Below are 17688 nucleotides of genomic sequence, written 5' to 3'. Positions count from 1 at the left end.
TTAGAGGAGATTGTCGAGTAAAAGTGCTAAAACTTAACTCATTCCTGCACAATAAATCATTTGCATCTATATATGGAAGCAAGAATAATACCTGCCTTTAACCGTATGTGTGCATTGTTAATGGAGCGTTCAGTGCGTCTAAACTCTTTGACTGCAATTTTGCTAGCATGTTCATTCAGTGCTCAAGCAGCCAATTTTGAATTCGAATATCAAAAGCCTTCTTTCCATATCGGCGATGAGCAGCAAAACTTCAATATTATTGAAGGTTTAGCTCATGTTTCGAGTGTCGTCTATCTCAGTAATGAGTCTGTTGAATATAAAGAAGAGCCGCTACCACTCTATTTGCAAGTTCAGCCAGAGAAAGATTGGCAATACTTAAAAGAGCAGACATACACCATTTTGGGACTAAGTGTGGCAACCGTAGGTCTAATGACCCTGCTACCTGAAAGTATCACCAAATGGGACCCTGAGGATCGTGATTTATCCAACTTGGGCAAAAAATGGCGTGAAAACGTCTCTCAAGGGCCTGTGTGGGACAGAGATGAGCACATCCTCAATTACATCATGCACCCATACTTTGGCGGCGTATATTACACTGCAGGCCGTCACGCAGGCTTCAATGAATTTGAATCTTTTATGTATTCATTCACCATGTCGACGGTATTCTGGGAGTTTGGGGTAGAAGCCTTTGCTGAAATTCCGTCTTGGCAAGACATCTTCATCACACCATTCTTTGGTGCGGTAGTCGGTGAAGTGATGTTTGAAACAGAACAAAACATTGTTGCCAATGGTGGCGAAGTGATGGGTTCTGAATCGCTAGGCAACGTTTCGCTATTTTTCTTAAACCCTGTCGGCCATATCCATTATTGGGTGACTGACGCTTGGGGCGGTGATGCAAGCGTGACTTTCCGTTCGCAACCTTGGCAATCAGCCCATATGACTGAAGCCGATCTCGCCGTGAATGGCTACCAATATGATAGTGCCTTCTATGGCCTTGATTTGAAAATCACTTTCTAAAAATCAAACATCCTGGGCGGTGTTTCACTGCCCTACTTCTCATTCCCTATACGCCAATGCACTTTTGATTGAAAAAGTGAGGCACACACCAACAATTTAATAAATCTCCATCTAAACTGTAGTTAGCATTTAGGTTTCAACCATTAAATCAGAGACTTATGGTTAATTTACGTGCTACAAAATCAGCACTCATTTTGGAGGGACACCGTATGAACACCACATTTATTGTTAACTTTGTTGGTCAAGCTTCCCCTTCGACAATCAAACAGCTTGCCGCAGTCACTCACGAGAATGGCGGTAAGTGGTTGATCAGTAAAGTCAACTTCATCGAGCAGCAAGTGGCTGCTGTGATAAAAATCGAGCTCCCTAGTGAGAATGAAGACACAGTAAAGGAAGCCTTCTCCTCCATACCCGATCTTACGGTGCAATTTGCTGCAGCCGACGATAGCACTCACGATAGAGAAAGCATTGTTAACATACGTGTCGATGCCAATGATCGCGCAGGTATCGTTAATGAAATCACTCATGTGCTTGATGGCCAAGGGGTGAATATCTTAGACATGGATTGTCAGCGAGTGTTTATTGCTGGCGGGGGTGGTGTAAGTTCAAGCCTATTTAGCTCAACCATCGCAATGCGCCTACCTGCCCACCTAGAGCTCGATGACGTAGCGGATGAGATTGAGTCACTCAGTGAAGATACCAAAGTGGTTATCGAAAGTTAATCTCTTCTCCGCCTCAGAGATATCTGGGGCGGAATCTTCTCTTTTTTTCCAGTCTTAAAAGCAAGTCACTTTTCATACATTGGTTCAAACAATATGACCTTTAACACATATCGAACGATTGCTTCAGCAACCCCTTAATTACTCTTCCATGCTTGAATCAGTGCATCTTGAATGCACACATAATATTTATAAAACACCTCTGGCCGTATTTAATGGAATAAAAAGGTGGAAACGTCATGTTCAAGCTAGAAAACATCAATGTCAGTCGTAAGCTGGCACTCATGGTTGTGGTTGCGATATTGGGGATCTTGGCAATGCTTATGCTCGCCTCACAAACCCTCAAACAAAATCTCATCGATGAAAAAGAACACCTGCTCAACGCTGTTGTTACCGCAACACTTCACCAAATCAAACTGTTAGACGCAACACTGCCACAGGAAGAGGCGAAAGCGAAAGCCACTGAACTGGTGCAAGCGATGCGCTATGACGGCAATAACTATGTATTTGCCATCAATGAATCAAGAGTGGTGAAAATCCACCCAGATAATAAGTTGATAGGACAGCAACTAGGCACCTCACGGCAAAACAAAGCTGACCAAGCCTGGTTTAACATGGTAGATACTGGAAAAAATGGCCAGCAAGGCACGGTAACCTATGAATGGAAAAACAGCACCGGAGCTCCAGCGGACAAAATGTCATTTGTCTATGGCTATGCGCCGTGGGGCTGGATATTCGGTTCAGGGATGTTGATGGATGACATCGAGCAAGCAACCAATCAGTTACTCAAAGAGATGGCCTTAGCAACTACACTGGTGGTTGCACTACTGGCAGGACTTGGGTATATCATCAGCCGCTCGATCATTAACCCTATCGAACTGATCAAGTCGGCAATGCAAAATGTCGCCCAAGGGGATCTATCGCAAACCATTCCTGTGCATGGCAAGGATGAAATAGGTGTGCTAGCCAATCACATCAATATGAGTATCTCCTCTGTCCGAGACGCTTTAACGGAATCAGTACACTCTGCGGCAGTACTTTCCGATGCAGCCAGTCGAATCTCTTCTTCCGCAGAGGAGACAAGTCAAGCTGTGGTGAGCCAGCAAGACCAGCTCAATCAGCTTTCGACTGCTATGAATGAGATGAGCGCCACCATCGCAGATGTGGCAAACCACGCAGAACAGTCCGCCCGAGATACTACCCAAGCAACTGATGAAGCTAGTGTTGGTGACAAAGATGTGGATGACAGCATTTCCAACATCAAAGCACTCACCAATGAACTCGATCAGGCCTCGGATTATGTTCACAAGCTTAAAGATGGTGTATTGCAAATTAGTGAGGTGACCAACGTTATCTCAAGCATCTCGGAGCAAACTAACCTGCTTGCCTTGAATGCTGCTATTGAGGCTGCTCGAGCGGGTGAGCAAGGCCGAGGCTTTGCTGTCGTCGCCGACGAAGTAAGAAACCTTGCCAGTAGAACTCACCATTCTACTGATGAGATCCACTCCACTATTCAGAACCTTCAAAATTTGGCGATCCAAACATCAAACGTGATGGAAAGTAGCCAAAAACTGGCTAACACCAGTGTGGATAGTGCCATTCACTGTGGTGACGATCTCTCTACCATCGTCAGTCACATTGAGTTGGCTCGCGATAAATCGATTCAAATTGCGACGGCAGCTGAAGAGCAAAGTATGGTTGCGGAAGAGATGAATCGGAATGTCAGTATGATTAACGACTCTGCGGTAGAGATGTCAGAAGCAGCCAACTTCCTCGCCACTGAGAGTGTGACACTTGCGGACATGTCTCGAGCGCTTGATGACAAGTTAGCTTCATTCAAGCTTGCATAACCACACTAGCACATAGAAAAAAGGCCTTGGCGTTCACAGCGCCAAGGCCTTTTATTATTTAACCGACCACTGTGAAAGTGAACGTTTAAAGTCGTCGTAGTCAAACTCGTTGAGCTTTTGAATCTCACCGTTTGAGCGTTCGCAATATACCGATGGCATACGTAGACCGTTAAACCAATTGAGCTTCACCATGGTGTAACCCGCACTATCCATTACATGCAGACGCTGACCAATCTCAAGCGGCTTATCAAAGCTTGCTTCACAGAACTGATCGCCCGCTAGACATGAACAAGAGCCGATCACGTAGTCGTATTCACCGTTTTCAGAAGCTTCTAGAATCGATGCTGGTTCATCATAGATAAGCGTGTCTAGGCGGTGCGCTTCTGTTGCAGAGTCAACGATAGCGGTAGTTTTGACGTTCTCAACGACATCAACCACGGTCACCACAAGATCGGTAGTCTTAGTAATGATCGCCTCACCCGGCTCAAGGTATAGCTGCACACCGTGTTTGTCCGAGAATGCTTTTAACGCATTACCCAGTTTCTCGATGTTGTAACCCGGCCATGTGAAGAATATGCCGCCACCCAAGCTAACCCAATCTAGCTTATTTAGATATTCGCCGAACTGCTCTGAAATCGAACCCAGTAGATTGATAAATGCATCAACATCTTTGTTCTCACAGTTCATGTGGAACATAACACCATCAAGGCTATCAAATACTTCTGGCTTGATGTGATCTGCTTGCACACCAAGGCGAGAAAACTTGCGCGCCGGGTTTGCAAGGTCTTGACCTGCGTAGCTTACACCCGGGTTTAAACGCAGGCCAAGAGATGCCTTACCTTCAACGATATGACGGTATGCAGCCAGTTGGCTCTGTGAGTTGAAAATCATCTTGTCACAGATATCCGCTACTTCTCGTACGTCATCTTCACTGTAACCTACGCTGTATGCATGCGTTTCACCACCGAAGGTTTCGTAACCCAGCTTGACTTCAAATGGGCCACTACTGGTGGTGCCGTCAAGGTATGGTTTGATGATGTCAAACACGCCCCAAGTTGAGAAGCACTTCAGAGCAAGCACTAACTTAGCGCCAGAGATCTCCTTGAGCTGCTTCGCTTTCTCAAGGTTTTGGACCAACTTGTCTTCGTTGATCATGAAAAATGGGGTTTTTAGTTCTTCTTTATTAAATGTCATTTGTGCACACTCAGCAATCTCTAAAGAAAACAATCAAGTAGAGTTGGTATTGGTTATTTTATATTTTGTCTTGTCTGAACGAAGTGAGTTACAAAATAGAAAATAATCAATGCCAACGTGTATGTAGCTATCTCGATTAAAAAGGGAGCAAACCATGCTCCCTTTTATCACATCAAAAGCAATAAACTTACTTAAGCTTATGAATCGTCGGTTGACCCGGCTCAAGCTCTTGAACGTGCCAATCTAGACCGATCTCAGGCATGGTTGCTAGGAACGGATCTGGGTCTAGCTGTTCCATGTTGAACACGCCTTTGTCAGCCCACTCGCCACGGAAGAACTGAAGTGCCGCAGTGATTGCTGGTACACCAGTGGTGTAAGAGATCGCTTGGTGCTCAACATCTTTGTATGCTACTTCGTGGTCAGCGTTGTTGTAGATAAATACGCTACGCTCTTTACCATCTTTCTTACCTTGTACCCAAGTACCGATACAAGTTAGACCTGTGTAACCCGGCGCTAGAGACGTTGGGTCAGGCAGAAGTGCTTTTAGTACGTGTAGTGGTTGAACTACTGTACCGTCGTGCAGCGTTAGTGGATCAGGGCTTAGTAGACCGATATCACGCATACAGTTGAAGTAGTTTAGGTATTTGTCACCAAAGCCCATCCAGAACTCAATGCGTTTCGCTGGGATGAACTCTTTCATCGAGCGAACTTCATCGTGTGCCATTGAGTAAACTTTATGGCTGCCACAGTTCGGGAAATCAAACTCAAGCATACGAGAGTGACAAGGCACTTGTTTCCACTCTTCGTTTTCCCAGTAGAAAGAGTCGCCTTGGATCTCAAGCATGTTGGTTTCTGGGTCGAAGTTGGTCGCAAACTTCTTACCGTGATCACCTGCGTTCACATCCATTACGTCGATAGTATCGATTTCATCGAATAGGTGCTTAACAGCGTAAGCCGCAAACACACTCACTACGCCAGGATCGAAACCTGCGCCTAGAATACCTGTGATGCCCGCTTCCTTGAACTTCTCACGGTAGCCCCACTGCCAATCGTATGCTTGTGGTACCTGTTGGCCCTCAGAGCATAGGTCAACCGCCACAGAAGTATCTAGGTAAGATACTTTTGCTTGGTAACACGCTTCCATGATGGTCATGTTTACCCACGGAGGACCAGCGTTGATCACTAGATCTGGCTGTACTTCTTTAATAAGAGCAACGAGTGCATCAACGTCGTCAGCATCCACTGCGCGTGCTTCAAGTTTCTTCGAAGCATCTTTCAAGTTGTCTTTCTTCTTGATGGATTCGATGATTTTTTCACACTTGCCAACAGTACGTGATGCGATAGTGATGTCACCTAATACGTCGTTGTTTTGTGCCGCTTTATGCGCCACAACCCAGCCAACACCACCAGCACCAATTTGTAAGATTGCCATTCGGGTTACCCTTATTTTGCTAGCTCTAGAGCTAGTTGGTTAATGTCAGTTAATAGTTTTTCGAAATCCTTCATCGCAAGACAAGGATTCAAAATAGTAAATTTCAGGGCGGATTTTCCGTCCACTGTGGTTTCGCCTAGAACAGCGACACCTCTTACCAAGGCCTCCAAACGGACGTCTTGGTTTAATTTGTCGAGATCCCCTTGACCAACACAACGGAACAACACAGTGGACAAGCTTGGTTTAGCAAGCAGTTCGAACCCTTCATGTGTTGCCACAAGATGTGCGACTTGTTGGGTCTGCTCAATCAAGTGATCATACATACCACCTAGCGCCTTCGGCCCGACACTTTGCATCGTCATGAACACTTTTAATGCGTCAAAACGCTTGGTGGTCGCCATCGACTTATCGACTAAGTTTGGCAGAGTATCGTGCTCACGGTTGAGGTAATCGGCATGATGCAGCAAGTGTTTGAAGTTTGCTTTATCTTTCAGTAACACTGCACCGCAACTGATCGTTTGATAGAAGAGCTTATGGAAGTCCACACTCACCGAATCAGCACGCTCAATGCCTGCTAGTCGCTCTTTGTGGCTGCTCAGAATCAATGCACCACCATAAGCGCCGTCGACGTGCATCCACAAATCGTGCTGCTGAGCTGCATCAGCGATTGCGTTAAGATCATCAATCGCACCATGATCGGTAGTACCCGCCGTGCCCACGATCGCAAATGGGATAAGGCCTTGTGCTTTGGCATCAAGAATTACTTGCTCAAGTTTGCTGGTGTCCATAGTGCCGTTAGGCAGGGTATCAACACACAACACCGCACGCTCACCTAACCCCATCCAAGAAGCAGATTTCTGAACAGTAAAGTGCGATTTGTTTGAACAGATGATGCGTAGCTTATCTGCGTAATCTGGTAAGCCCAGTTTTTGGATCGAATGACCAGAGCGCTTATCTGCAATCCAGTCGCGAGCCAAAAGTAAGCCCATTTGGTTACTTTGAGTACCGCCACTGGTAAAGATACCGTCCGCATCTGCGCCTAGCTCGTACTTATCACATAGCCAATCCACCACACGCTGCTCAACGTAAGTTGCGGAAGATGCTTGGTCCCAAGAATCCATCGACTGGTTAAGTGCGGCGATCATCGCTTCTGCTGCAATAGCAGGCATCAGCGGTGGTGTATGTAAGTGAGCAATACAGTTAGGGTGTTGAGTAAAGATAGAGTTCTTCACGACTAGATCGGAAGTTTCGTCAATGATCTGTTTCAGACTGGCATTACCAGTATCAAGATTCACCGCTTGGATTTGCGCTTCAAGCAAGTTAGGCTCAAGCCCTGTGTACGGCTTATCCACTTGCTCAAAGATTTGTTTCATCACGTGCGTCGTGTGGTGCATGACTTCTGCAAAGCCATCAGCGCCTTGCTCACCAGTATGCACAAAGTGCTGCTGCCAAGGGCTTTCGGTTTGAGTGTTAATACCGCCACCGGCTGCGATGATCGCATCTTCCATCACTTTTAGCGCAAAATCTAGCTGCTTGTAGCTGATGATCACTGGTGGGAGGAAGCGGATTACCGAACCATCTCGACCACCCTTTTCAACCATCAAGCCACGCTCTAGCGCTGCACGTTGAATCGCAAGTGTTAGTGCGCCATCAGACTGGCGTTCACCAAATTTGTTCTTGTCACCGTTTGGCGCAACAATTTCGACACCAAGCATCAAACCTTTACCACGTACCTCACCAATACAGTTCACTTTTGAAGCGATACGCTCAAGGCCTTGGCGAAGATATTGGCCTGCATCACGAGCATGCTCTACCAAGTTATCACGCTCAATGATCTCTAACGCCTTAGCACCAGACACCATAGCCAATTGGTTACCACGGAATGTGCCAGTATGCTCACCCGCATTCCATGTATCGAATTGCTTCTTGATCACGAGAAGTGACATTGGCAGACCGCCACCAATGGCTTTCGACAAGCAAAGGATGTCAGGAACGATACCTGCTTCTTCAAAAGCAAAATTGTGGCCTGTTTTGCCCACACCACACTGAATTTCGTCAAGAATCAATAAGATCTGATGTTCATCACAGATACGACGTAGTTCTTTTAGCCAAAATGCAGGCGCAGGGATCACACCACCTTCACCTTGAACTGGCTCTACAACGATTGCGGCTGGCTTCATAATGCCCGCTTCATCATCATTTAGCATACGTTCAATATAGCGAATACCCGCTCTCGCCCCTTGATCACCACCGATGCCAAACGGGCAACGCATGCTGTACGGGAAAGGCATAAAATGCACATCTGACATCAAGCCAGTACGGCGAGCTTTTGTGCCAAGGTTACCCATCATGCCCATAGTGCCATTGGTCATGCCATGATATGCGCCTCTAAAAGCGATCATGGTGTTTCGGCCTGTGGTTTGCTTCGCCAGCTTGATAGCCGCTTCTACCGCATCGGCTCCAGATGGACCACAAAATTGCAGCACAGAGTTATCACCAAGTTCAGCTGGCAAAAAACGTTTAACTCGCTTAATAAAGTTATCTTTCGCTTGAGTGGTGATGTCTAGCGTCTGGTAAGGCAAACCACTGTCTAGCTGATCTTTTAACGCCTGATTGATTTCTGGGTGGTTATAGCCAAGCACCAAGGTGCCTGCTCCGGCAAGGCAGTCAAGAAACAGTTGGCCGCGCGTATCTTCCACCAAAGCACCATGCGCTCGGTTAATTGCGATAGGCAAACGGCGAGGATAAGAACGAACTGCAGATTCGTGATCTTGCTGCTCTATCAGTACTTGGTCTGGTGTTAGATCGTAGCAAGCCTCAAGGTGAGGGATTTCTGAAACGAACGGGCCGAAAGCCTGGTTCGCTTCCACTTCAAATATTGAACTCATGAGTTTTAAACCTCAAAACTGGGTCAGGAAATGACCGCACGCACTTTTCTTAAAGCGTTAAACATAAAAAATGCGCATAGCAAAAGTTCACCTGAAACGTACAAGTTACAGGCTCGGGTTAGCTGAATATGCTAGAGAATATTTGAATAGCTACAGATCAAGGCTCAGTGATGATACTGCAGTTAGGGAGAACAGAGCTGATTTGAAATAGTAAAGTGAAAGTGATCATGTTGGGCTTCCTATCGAAGCAACGCTTAGCGTTACTGGTATCCCGTCTACTAAGCCACCAACCGGCTTAGTACCTACCCTACACAGTGTCACAATCAGCTTGAATGGTCACTGTGCGTTTCCCTCAAAAACGAGTTGAGATTGCCGCGGAGAATATCACTTAACTAACAGTAAACGCAATAAGTTTTTAGTGATAAATCAGCGGCTATTGTTTGACATCAACCTAGGGGGACTTCTTCACCGATGGATTGTAACCATTGATGTAAATCGATGCCCATTGAATCATCGTCATCGTAATCAATTAAACGAAAAGCGTGATAGAGAATTCGTGTTTCCAGGTGGTGCTCAGATATTTCAAATTTGTCGTCAGTCAGCCCTGTGCCATATCCGCCAAGCTTGCCCCAAACAAAGTTGAGATGAGAAGTCATGCCTTCTATATCACGCTCAGTCGTTGCACGAACATCGGCAACAGGGGTTTGATTATAGAATGACTCCAACATAACTGAGGTCTGGGCGAGTTTCTTGACGTACTCAGTTTGTAAATCCCACACCTGTTGGCTTTGCCAATTCTCGCTTTCAAACACCTTAGCCAATGCTTGTTCGTGCGCTTTACGGTACTCGGGATAAGCTTTCAACTCTTCCACTATTTGCTTCTCGGTAAACGGAGAAACTTCAGCACTGACCACAAAAGAGTAAAATAGTGAGAAAAGAAGAAACAACGACATACCTATGCGACGCACAATTCTGACCATCAATCGATCTCCTGTCTTTACGAACCGAAAAGGTTCCTAGCTACCTGATTAAATACATCGACCCACTTGGGGTCAAACTGCTTACCTTTGTAATTGTTAATTTCAATCACGGTTCGCACCAGTGGACGTTTAAGCAAAGTAACATGAGCACGTTCGTGAGTTCTAGCGTCGAAAGTATCTACTATTGATAATATCTTAGCCCCCTCACAAATCTGGTCTCGCTCCAAGTGACTTGGGTAACCAGAACCATCGACTTGCTCATGATGCTGTAAGATCATCACCGCAGCGTCATGCCAACGAATTGACTCGTTCAACAACAAGTATCCCGATTGAGGATGGTGGTGCACCGCTTCACGTTCTTCAGCGGTAATGGTGCCTTTTTTATTGAGCAGTGATAAGGGTAAAAATGACATGCCGATATCATGAAGCATCACCGCCACTGCTAGTTGCTCTTTATCCACGGGGTAGCCTGCCGCTCGGTTCATTTCCATTCCAAGGAAAAGCTGCCTTGCGGTGCGGCCTCGCCAATAATGGCTGCGATTTTCGAGAGGGGTGATTAAACTCATATAGAAATGAATATCTTCATCCATATTCACTTTGTGGTCAGTCAAAATCTCACTTATCTGAGCAAACTGCATCGTGTTTGGCTCGTGATAGGCAATAAGATCTTCAGGTAACTGTTTAGACGGCGCTTCGTTTCTTGGGGCGGTAAGTTGAACGTCTGGGTCATAAAGTACCAGCACTTTTTCAACGTACTTTGCCCTATCCTTCGGTGCAACATCACCAATCATCGCAATAGTGGCACAAATTTCATCAACCGAATCCACCGAGATAGGTGGAGGTAAATTCTCTATTTTTGCCTGCACCATCTGCTCAGTTTTATCAAATGTCAGCAGAATCACATCACACAATAAGCTGTCATACTCCAAATGCCCATTGCGGATATAGTCAAGTAAATCTTCAAGGCTTTGGATAATGGGCGTAACAGAAGTCATACCAACGTAGACCAAGTTCCCTTTGACCGTATGCACTGAGCGAAACAAAGCATTAAGCAAGTCGATATTACTTGGGTCATGTTCCAGTTCAATTAACGAGATTTCACACTGCTCGTGAGCCTCACGGAAATCATCAAAAAAGTCGTTTATGGCTTCGGCTGGGATAGAATTTTGGGTCTGAAAGTTTGTATCAGCCATGTCGGTTCACCAATAACAGAAATGTTATTAGCAGTATAGGACATCTGCTCAATCCCGTTGGGCATGCGTGGCGAGGTATTTGTGTAGGCGTGATAAGAGTCCGATCAACGTGTCATAAACATGATCCATAACCACAATGCACCCAAAACGAAAGTCCAGATTATGGTTCTTGGCCAATCAGATCGGCGTCGTTTTGGTTTGGCATTTTTATCAGCTTCGTGGTTGTGAGTTTTAGGTAAAGTGGCTTTATTCATCGCCTCTTTTTGAGCACGTCGCTCAGCCGCTTGGTTGGCAATCTCGGTAAACCTATGTCGCTGATCGCTACTAAACTCTTGTCCCGGATCATATTTTTTTGACCCTGCGTCGCTATGTTTTGGAGTTACTGCCATGTTGCCTCCTACAAATCCTTCTATCTATACCCGACTTAATTGCTCAAGTATATCTCTATAGTATACGCAATTTCTAGTGTAGGGTTTAGATCCAAAAAAAGGCTTACTGGGTTCAGTAAGCCTTTAAATATTTAGCTCGTCGCTTTGGCTCGCTTCGACCCCATGACGTTAATCAGGGCACCAGTAATGATTAAGCAGCCCCCTATCCAAGTCCATAGTGATGGCACTTCGCTGAAAATCAACCAACCAAACAAGATTGAAAACACCACTTGCACATAAGAGTATGCTGTCGCTTTGCTCGCAGAGTCAGTTTTCATCGCTTTTGTCAGGCCGACTTGGCCACCTTGGGTAAAGATGCCGACAAAAATGAGCAGTATCAAGGCTTCCAAGTTTGGCATAACGAAATCATCACCAAGCATCACCAAACTAAGCGGCAACGCAACCAGCGGAAAGTACATAATAATGACGGAACTGTCTTCAGTATTGCTTAGCTTTCTTACGATAACGTAAGCAACACCACTGCCAAAGGCACCTGCCAATGCAGCTGCAATACTGAGCGATGGAAGCTGCTGCGCAGCATCTAACCCCAAGTTTGGACTGACGATCGCAACTAGGCCCAACAAGCTAAAAATGATACAGGCAATGGTTGAAGATTGGATCTTCTCTTTAAGGAAGAACAGAGCTAAGAACGCAGTAAAGACCGGATGCAAATACTGCAAGATGGTCGCTTCCGCCAAAGGTAATGTGGTCACCGAGTAGTAGACACATACCAACGCCAGAGATCCTGCAACACCCCGAGCAAACAGCAGCTTCTTGTTGTTACCCCATGGAGAGATACCTTTACGTTTCACATCGACATAGCTAATCAGCAACGACACCAGTGCACGAGCGGCAACAATTTCAAAGACTGGAATACCGTGGGTACTAACGAGCTTTACACACGCCGTCATTAAGGCAAAAGAGAGTGCTGAAAGCAGCATAAAACGTACGCCCGAAGGCACGCTATTGAAAACTTGGAAAGGCATATAACTATCTTATGGTGGCCAACAAGGACTCCCAATGGGAGCGGTTAATGCGCCTCGTACCAGATGGATGCATCATCAAACTGGTATCACCTTAGCGCAATGGCATAAATCCTTAATGCGGCGGGATGATAGCACGCTGAAAGGCGAGACTGTAGCCCTGATACTCGCAAGTATTTTGCGCTTAGATACCTACAAAAAAAGCAGAGCCAATTGGCTCTGCTCATAGACCACTAAATAGCGAGATTAAAGCAGTGCTGGAATACCCGGCAGTTGACCTACTAATGCCAGTGCGCCAACACAGATAAGTACTGCTGCACCTGGGATCAATAGTTTGTCAGTCTTCGACAGTGACAATGCTCGCTCTTTGTTACCGATAAGACCCGTATTATCCAATAGCATAGTGATTGCCCAGCCAAACACAGGATTCACAAGTGCACAAGCAAACATACAAATACCCGCAGACTGTGAGTTACGTGAACACTTCACCATTTGCATGCCCGCTTCTAGTAGTGGCAGGAAAACACCAACCAATAGTGCAACTCGAAGCACTGGCTCCCACATTGCAAGATCCATTGGGTAACCAAGCACGGCAGCGACAACACACAGAAGGCCAGTGAGCAACGCACCACCAGGGATCGGACGCTTAGCGATCGCAGCAGGGATCATATAAGTCCCCCAAGAAGATGCTAGGTTACCACCACCTAAAAATGAACCAATCATCTGACGCAGCGAGCAAACTGACATGGTGTCATCCACATTCATCAGTGCACCTTTGGCTTTTTTCGGGTAGTTAAGTTCTTGGAACACTCGGTGACCAAGGAAATCTGGTGACCACATCGCAACGGCAAGAATCGCAAATGGGATCACAGCGATGTAGTGTTCAAGCTGAGGCCAACCCAGTTGCCAACCGGTATTCTCACCCCACCAGTAGAATGGGCTCATATTCGGCAGACCCGGCTCTGTGGAGAATTCAAATGGAACACCCATTACGTATGCTACGATACCAGCAATTAAAGAACATAATGGAATAGCAAGCCAGCGTTTTTCAACCTTCGCCAAATATGCATAAATCACAATGGTCGTTAATATAACAACAAAAGAAACAGCGTCGAGACCTGTACTTACCGACCAAGATTCAAATTTATTTAGCTGACCAATAAGCCCTACTGCACCCAAATAAATTAACAAGCCGCCACGAACACCTTCACCCGTCAAATTAACTAAGCGAGAACCGCCTTTCGTAGCACTCAGAATAAGTCCAAATACCCCCACCATAATACCCAAGGCAAGTGGGTGTCCTCCTGCAGCAGCGATTAAAGGGATCAATGGGATCATGGGTCCATGAGTACCCGCAAGGTTCGATAACGGGTTCAATATGGCGGAAAAGAAGACAACAAAAAGTACACCAGCGATAAGAAGTTCAAAGCGCACATTTTCTGCAACGAACTCTTGTGATAATCCAAACTGCGCAGCAAATGCTGCAACCATCGCCGTTACCATAACGACTTTACCAATGGTTGCCGCCAAAGCTGGAACCCAGTCTTCAATCTCAATGCCAAAGTCGCGAAATGGCAAATGGACTCGCCATCGCTTGAGATCCATGATCTCCAGCTCATGTTCAAGATAAGCGGTTCGAGACTCGAACTCGCTGGCCTTTTTTCTACGTTGTTTGTACTGTCCCTGTTCTGAACTCATAGTTTCCTCAGATTATTTCTACACGTCGATTTATTAGTGATATTTTTATTTATTAATAAATATATATCACGAATGCATGTTTAGACTTTCTTAAATAACCAGGTTCTATGAGTTAGATCTCACTCAGGTAGTTATATGCCCACGCAGGTCACATTTATATTTTTTAAACAGTATATTTTTGTCAATAAACAAAATCAGGGTAATTAAAATCAAGCCAATAAATTCATTAAAAATAAAACAAATAAGATCATATTATTTATCTTTATTTACATTTGTAACAATTAATATTTAATTAGCTATGTGCTCGTCAATAGGAGCAAGTTCAATATGCAACAAAGGGGGCAACGGATAGGTTGGAAAGTGAAGTCAGGAAGACAAAATGAAAAAGCCCCACTCATTTCTGAGTAGGGCTTTATGTTTGGAGCGACACACGAGGTTCGAACTCGTGACCTCAACCTTGGCAAGGTTGCGCTCTACCAGCTGAGCTAGTGTCGCATAGTCGTATGACTAAATAGATGGTGCCCCGGGCCGGAGTTGATGGTCCGACATTTCGGCCGGTACAACGTGAATGGCTAGGGATTTTAAATCCATCAAATTTTCTATTTTGTAGATGGTGCCCCGGGCCGGACTTGAACCGGCACAACGCGAACGTCGAGGGATTTTAAATCCCTTGTGTCTACCAATTCCACCACCAGGGCACGCAATTCTTTATTGCGATGGGTTAGACACCATCTTTAAGTACCGAACCTTTACAGGTTCCACACTCCAAATTTTGGAGCGACACACGAGGTTCGAACTCGTGACCTCAACCTTGGCAAGGTTGCGCTCTACCAACTGAGCTAGTGTCGCAAATGGAGGCGCGTCCCGGAGTCGAACCGAGGTCCACGGATTTGCAATCCGCTGCATAGCCACTCTGCCAACACGCCTTCGTAAACGTCAGAACCGTTTAGTGCAGTTCCTCTTGAGTACGGAAAAGGATTCTACGGATTCGAGCGAGCACGTCAACACTAATTTTTTGATTTTGATGTCGTTTGACCAAATTACGCTCAAAATCGTTAGAAACCATCACTTTTTCCCTTTCGGACGGGTTGCAGTGGTGGGTTTTTGTTCAAAAACATGACACCTAAATCAAAGCTCGGTGTACAAACCTCATACAAACCTCATACCTTTTGATATAATTGCCACGAAATAAAGAGAAGGAATCTCACATGAACCACGCCAAGTGGCTCTCAATGCTAACGGATGCAGTAAGGCACCTCCCGACTAAAGCTTGTTCGGATGAAGTTTTACAAAGCTTAGAGGAGTTGCAGGTCCTTGCGACAAAACATAACCAAGGTATCCCCCTTGAATACCAAGCGGTCTTTGAAGCCTATGCTCAATACCGTGAAGGTGACCTCGTGCCTGCAATGAAACAGTTTTTCGACTGCGTTGCACTATGCCACTCCAATAACCAAGAGTACTTGGTGCACTTTTCCTATTTCTGCATTGGCACTATTTTTGGCATGCTTGGGGATCAGTTTCACGCCAGTGAGTTTCTCACTAAAGCTGAAAATATTCATACCTTCCAGGATGATATCTTGTATGCACTGACCAAGAACAATATTGGTGACCTGCTGCTTCAGTACGAAAAATATGAAGAAGCGTTGGTCTACTTTGACGAATCACTTCAGATATTGTCCGATAGCCATCACCTTGAATTTTCAATACTTCCTCTGATTAACTCTGCAAATGTGCATGTTGAGTTGAATCAGATGCAAAAAGCTCAAAAACTGCTGGAATCAATCAAGCCTAAAGTGGGTGATGACGAACGTTACCTAAGTTTCTACTATCAGGTGTTAGCCCACTTTCACCAAAAAAATGGTGACCTAGAACAGTGCGAGCAAAGCTACTTAAAAGCTATCAAGCTGATGTCAATGTGCCATCATACCTATTATGAATCGGAGATGATTCTAGAGTACTGCCAACTGTTACTTGCGCAAAAACGTACCGAGAGCTTTGATGCTTACCTAGAAAAAGGTCTGCAACTGGCAAACCTAGCGGGCGCTGACAAGCTTATCGATGGGTTTAACGACCAACTGGTCAAGCGCATGGAGCTTGAAGATAGTTTTGATATTCGAGAGAAAACCTACAAGCTACTTATCCATTCTTATCAGAAGTCTCGTGACGCAACCAAGTTAAGAGAGACCTCTTATCTTAAGCAGATCTATCAACTCAATATGGATAGGCTCAAGCTAGAGCTTGCCCAAGATATTAATAGCAATCTTTCTCTGATTAACAACATTGGGCAATACATCAGTACCTGTAACTCTTTTGAAGACATCATCGTGCGCTTAGGACACGATCTTTCTAAGCTGTTTATCATCGATTCGTTAGCGATTGCCTTCTACGACCCAGCTGGGTCTAAAATTCGAATTCAACACTACTACGAGGCGGGACAAGTACAATCCCCTGTCACTCTCGACATTGGTGATGGTTCTACTTTCTTTGAGTACTGTGCGACTCACGATAGGCCACTCTACTTTAACAACATGACCACGGCTAAGAAGCGCCAGTTACTCAATAACAACGCAACACACGATGGTCAGAATTCGGTAATGTTTTCGCCAATTACGATTAATGGCAAAGTTGAAGCCATCTTCACCATGCAGGCAAAACAGTGCTTCGCCTATCAGACTTTCCACTACGAACTCTTCTTACAACTGAGCTCGTACCTCTCTATTGCCATCGAGAACCAGCTTAACCGACAAAAGCTCACCCGCTTGTCTCAAACCGATCACCTAACCCAAGTATGGAACCGACAGTCTCTGGATGTGCATTTTGCCGATATGCTAACTAGGCACCCGGAACGTTTGTCAGTCCTGATGATAGATATTGACTGTTACAAGCAGTTCAATGATCACTATGGACACATTAAGGGCGATGAAACCCTCATTGCGGTTACCAAGCTCATCTGCAAACACTTCCCTTGGGAAGAAGCAAATACCTATCGCTATGGTGGAGATGAGTTTGTTGTCGTGGTACATGACCTATCACCTAAAATGATTAATCATGCAGTGGCGGCATTACAAGATGAGCTTTACGAGAGAAACCTACCGAACAAACACTCCTACTGTGCCGATCGGCTCTCACTCTCTATCGGTGCAGCGCATATTGAGAACTCACAGCAGCACCTCTCTTTGAGTGATTGCCTGCACAAGGCAGATATGGCTTTGTATCAAGCGAAACGAGATGGACGAAACAAGTTCGTCGCCAGATTATTTGGCACAAAAAAAAACCTAATCTCATAGATTAGGTCTTTTTCAAAAC

At 45.4% G+C, this 17688-nt stretch carries 12 protein-coding genes and 4 tRNA genes; 4 read left to right on the top strand and 12 right to left on the bottom strand.

Translation table 11 applies throughout. The features are described 5' to 3' along the window. The first annotated feature begins 72 nt into the window (after positions 1-72). The 3 genes from J4N39_RS06050 to J4N39_RS06040 all read left to right on the top strand — a co-directional run bounded on the left by J4N39_RS06050 (position 73) and on the right by J4N39_RS06040 (position 3586). Positions 73-1017: a DUF3943 domain-containing protein gene (locus J4N39_RS06050; RefSeq protein ID WP_252023081.1), complete on the top strand. Its 945-nt coding sequence runs from the start codon at positions 73-75 to the stop codon at positions 1015-1017. 209 nt (positions 1018-1226) lie between these two features. Continuing rightward, positions 1227-1739: a glycine cleavage system transcriptional repressor gene (locus J4N39_RS06045; RefSeq protein ID WP_252023079.1), complete on the top strand. Its 513-nt coding sequence runs from the start codon at positions 1227-1229 to the stop codon at positions 1737-1739. Positions 1740-1975: 236 nt separating this feature from the next. After that, the gene (locus tag J4N39_RS06040) at positions 1976-3586 is read left to right on the top strand and encodes a methyl-accepting chemotaxis protein (RefSeq protein ID WP_252023077.1); all 1611 of its coding nucleotides are present in this window, start codon (positions 1976-1978) and stop codon (positions 3584-3586) included. Between the two features lie 54 nt (positions 3587-3640). Here the strand turns inward: J4N39_RS06040 and nspC are convergent, their stop codons facing one another. From nspC to J4N39_RS05980, 12 genes are all read right to left on the bottom strand, one after another. Then, complete coding sequence (nspC, locus tag J4N39_RS06035; protein WP_252023075.1) at positions 3641-4780, bottom strand: carboxynorspermidine decarboxylase; 1140 nt, start codon at positions 4778-4780, stop codon at positions 3641-3643. A gap of 187 nt (positions 4781-4967) precedes the next feature. Then, positions 4968-6212 carry a carboxynorspermidine synthase gene (locus tag J4N39_RS06030; protein ID WP_252023073.1) on the bottom strand — a complete coding sequence of 415 codons (1245 nt, stop codon included), beginning with the start codon at positions 6210-6212 and terminating at the stop codon, positions 4968-4970. Between the two features lie 11 nt (positions 6213-6223). Next, a complete protein-coding gene (locus tag J4N39_RS06025) occupies positions 6224-9100 on the bottom strand; it encodes a pyridoxal phosphate-dependent class III aminotransferase (RefSeq protein ID WP_252023071.1) in 2877 nt (958 codons plus the stop codon). Positions 9101-9546: 446 nt separating this feature from the next. Then, the gene (locus tag J4N39_RS06020; protein ID WP_252023069.1) at positions 9547-10080 is read right to left on the bottom strand and encodes a hypothetical protein; all 534 of its coding nucleotides are present in this window, start codon (positions 10078-10080) and stop codon (positions 9547-9549) included. A gap of 17 nt (positions 10081-10097) precedes the next feature. Then, positions 10098-11273: an HD domain-containing phosphohydrolase gene (locus tag J4N39_RS06015; protein ID WP_252023067.1), complete on the bottom strand. Its 1176-nt coding sequence runs from the start codon at positions 11271-11273 to the stop codon at positions 10098-10100. A 104-nt stretch (positions 11274-11377) separates the two neighbouring features. Continuing rightward, positions 11378-11662 carry a hypothetical protein gene (locus J4N39_RS06010; protein WP_252023066.1) on the bottom strand — a complete coding sequence of 95 codons (285 nt, stop codon included), beginning with the start codon at positions 11660-11662 and terminating at the stop codon, positions 11378-11380. 131 nt (positions 11663-11793) lie between these two features. Then, on the bottom strand, positions 11794-12687 hold the full coding sequence (locus J4N39_RS06005; RefSeq protein WP_252023065.1) for a DMT family transporter: 894 nt from the start codon (positions 12685-12687) through the stop codon (positions 11794-11796). Positions 12688-12930: 243 nt separating this feature from the next. After that, the gene (locus tag J4N39_RS06000; protein WP_252023064.1) at positions 12931-14382 is read right to left on the bottom strand and encodes a DUF3360 family protein; all 1452 of its coding nucleotides are present in this window, start codon (positions 14380-14382) and stop codon (positions 12931-12933) included. 419 nt (positions 14383-14801) lie between these two features. Next, positions 14802-14877: transfer RNA gene (locus J4N39_RS05995), tRNA-Gly, on the bottom strand. A gap of 116 nt (positions 14878-14993) precedes the next feature. Next, a tRNA-Leu gene (locus J4N39_RS05990) sits at positions 14994-15080 on the bottom strand. Positions 15081-15155: 75 nt separating this feature from the next. Continuing rightward, positions 15156-15231 (bottom strand) — tRNA-Gly (locus J4N39_RS05985). A 3-nt stretch (positions 15232-15234) separates the two neighbouring features. Continuing rightward, positions 15235-15308: transfer RNA gene (locus tag J4N39_RS05980), tRNA-Cys, on the bottom strand. Between the two features lie 282 nt (positions 15309-15590). Between J4N39_RS05980 and J4N39_RS05975 the strand changes: the two genes are divergently transcribed. Then, entirely contained in the window at positions 15591-17669 is a 2079-nt protein-coding gene (locus J4N39_RS05975; RefSeq protein WP_252023063.1) for a diguanylate cyclase domain-containing protein, read from the top strand. The last annotated feature ends 19 nt before the right edge of the window (positions 17670-17688 follow it).

This window comes from Vibrio sp. SCSIO 43136 (genome assembly GCF_023716565.1).
Classification (GTDB): domain Bacteria; phylum Pseudomonadota; class Gammaproteobacteria; order Enterobacterales; family Vibrionaceae; genus Vibrio.
The sequence above is the reverse complement of the archived record's forward strand: the minus strand, read 5'-3'. Positions and strand labels throughout refer to the sequence as shown.

Coding starts and splice junctions, on each gene's coding strand:
- J4N39_RS05975 (WP_252023063.1), top strand. CDS start 15,591: ATGAACCACGCCAAGTGGCTCTCAATGCTAACGGATGCAGTAAGGCAC.
- J4N39_RS06030 (WP_252023073.1), bottom strand. CDS start 6,212: ATGGCAATCTTACAAATTGGTGCTGGTGGTGTTGGCTGGGTTGTGGCG.
- J4N39_RS06010 (WP_252023066.1), bottom strand. CDS start 11,662: ATGGCAGTAACTCCAAAACATAGCGACGCAGGGTCAAAAAAATATGAT.
- J4N39_RS06025 (WP_252023071.1), bottom strand. CDS start 9,100: ATGAGTTCAATATTTGAAGTGGAAGCGAACCAGGCTTTCGGCCCGTTC.
- J4N39_RS06020 (WP_252023069.1), bottom strand. CDS start 10,080: ATGGTCAGAATTGTGCGTCGCATAGGTATGTCGTTGTTTCTTCTTTTC.
- nspC (WP_252023075.1), bottom strand. CDS start 4,780: ATGACATTTAATAAAGAAGAACTAAAAACCCCATTTTTCATGATCAAC.
- J4N39_RS06000 (WP_252023064.1), bottom strand. CDS start 14,382: ATGAGTTCAGAACAGGGACAGTACAAACAACGTAGAAAAAAGGCCAGC.
- J4N39_RS06005 (WP_252023065.1), bottom strand. CDS start 12,687: ATGCCTTTCCAAGTTTTCAATAGCGTGCCTTCGGGCGTACGTTTTATG.
- J4N39_RS06040 (WP_252023077.1), top strand. CDS start 1,976: ATGTTCAAGCTAGAAAACATCAATGTCAGTCGTAAGCTGGCACTCATG.
- J4N39_RS06045 (WP_252023079.1), top strand. CDS start 1,227: ATGAACACCACATTTATTGTTAACTTTGTTGGTCAAGCTTCCCCTTCG.
- J4N39_RS06050 (WP_252023081.1), top strand. CDS start 73: ATGGAAGCAAGAATAATACCTGCCTTTAACCGTATGTGTGCATTGTTA.
- J4N39_RS06015 (WP_252023067.1), bottom strand. CDS start 11,273: ATGGCTGATACAAACTTTCAGACCCAAAATTCTATCCCAGCCGAAGCC.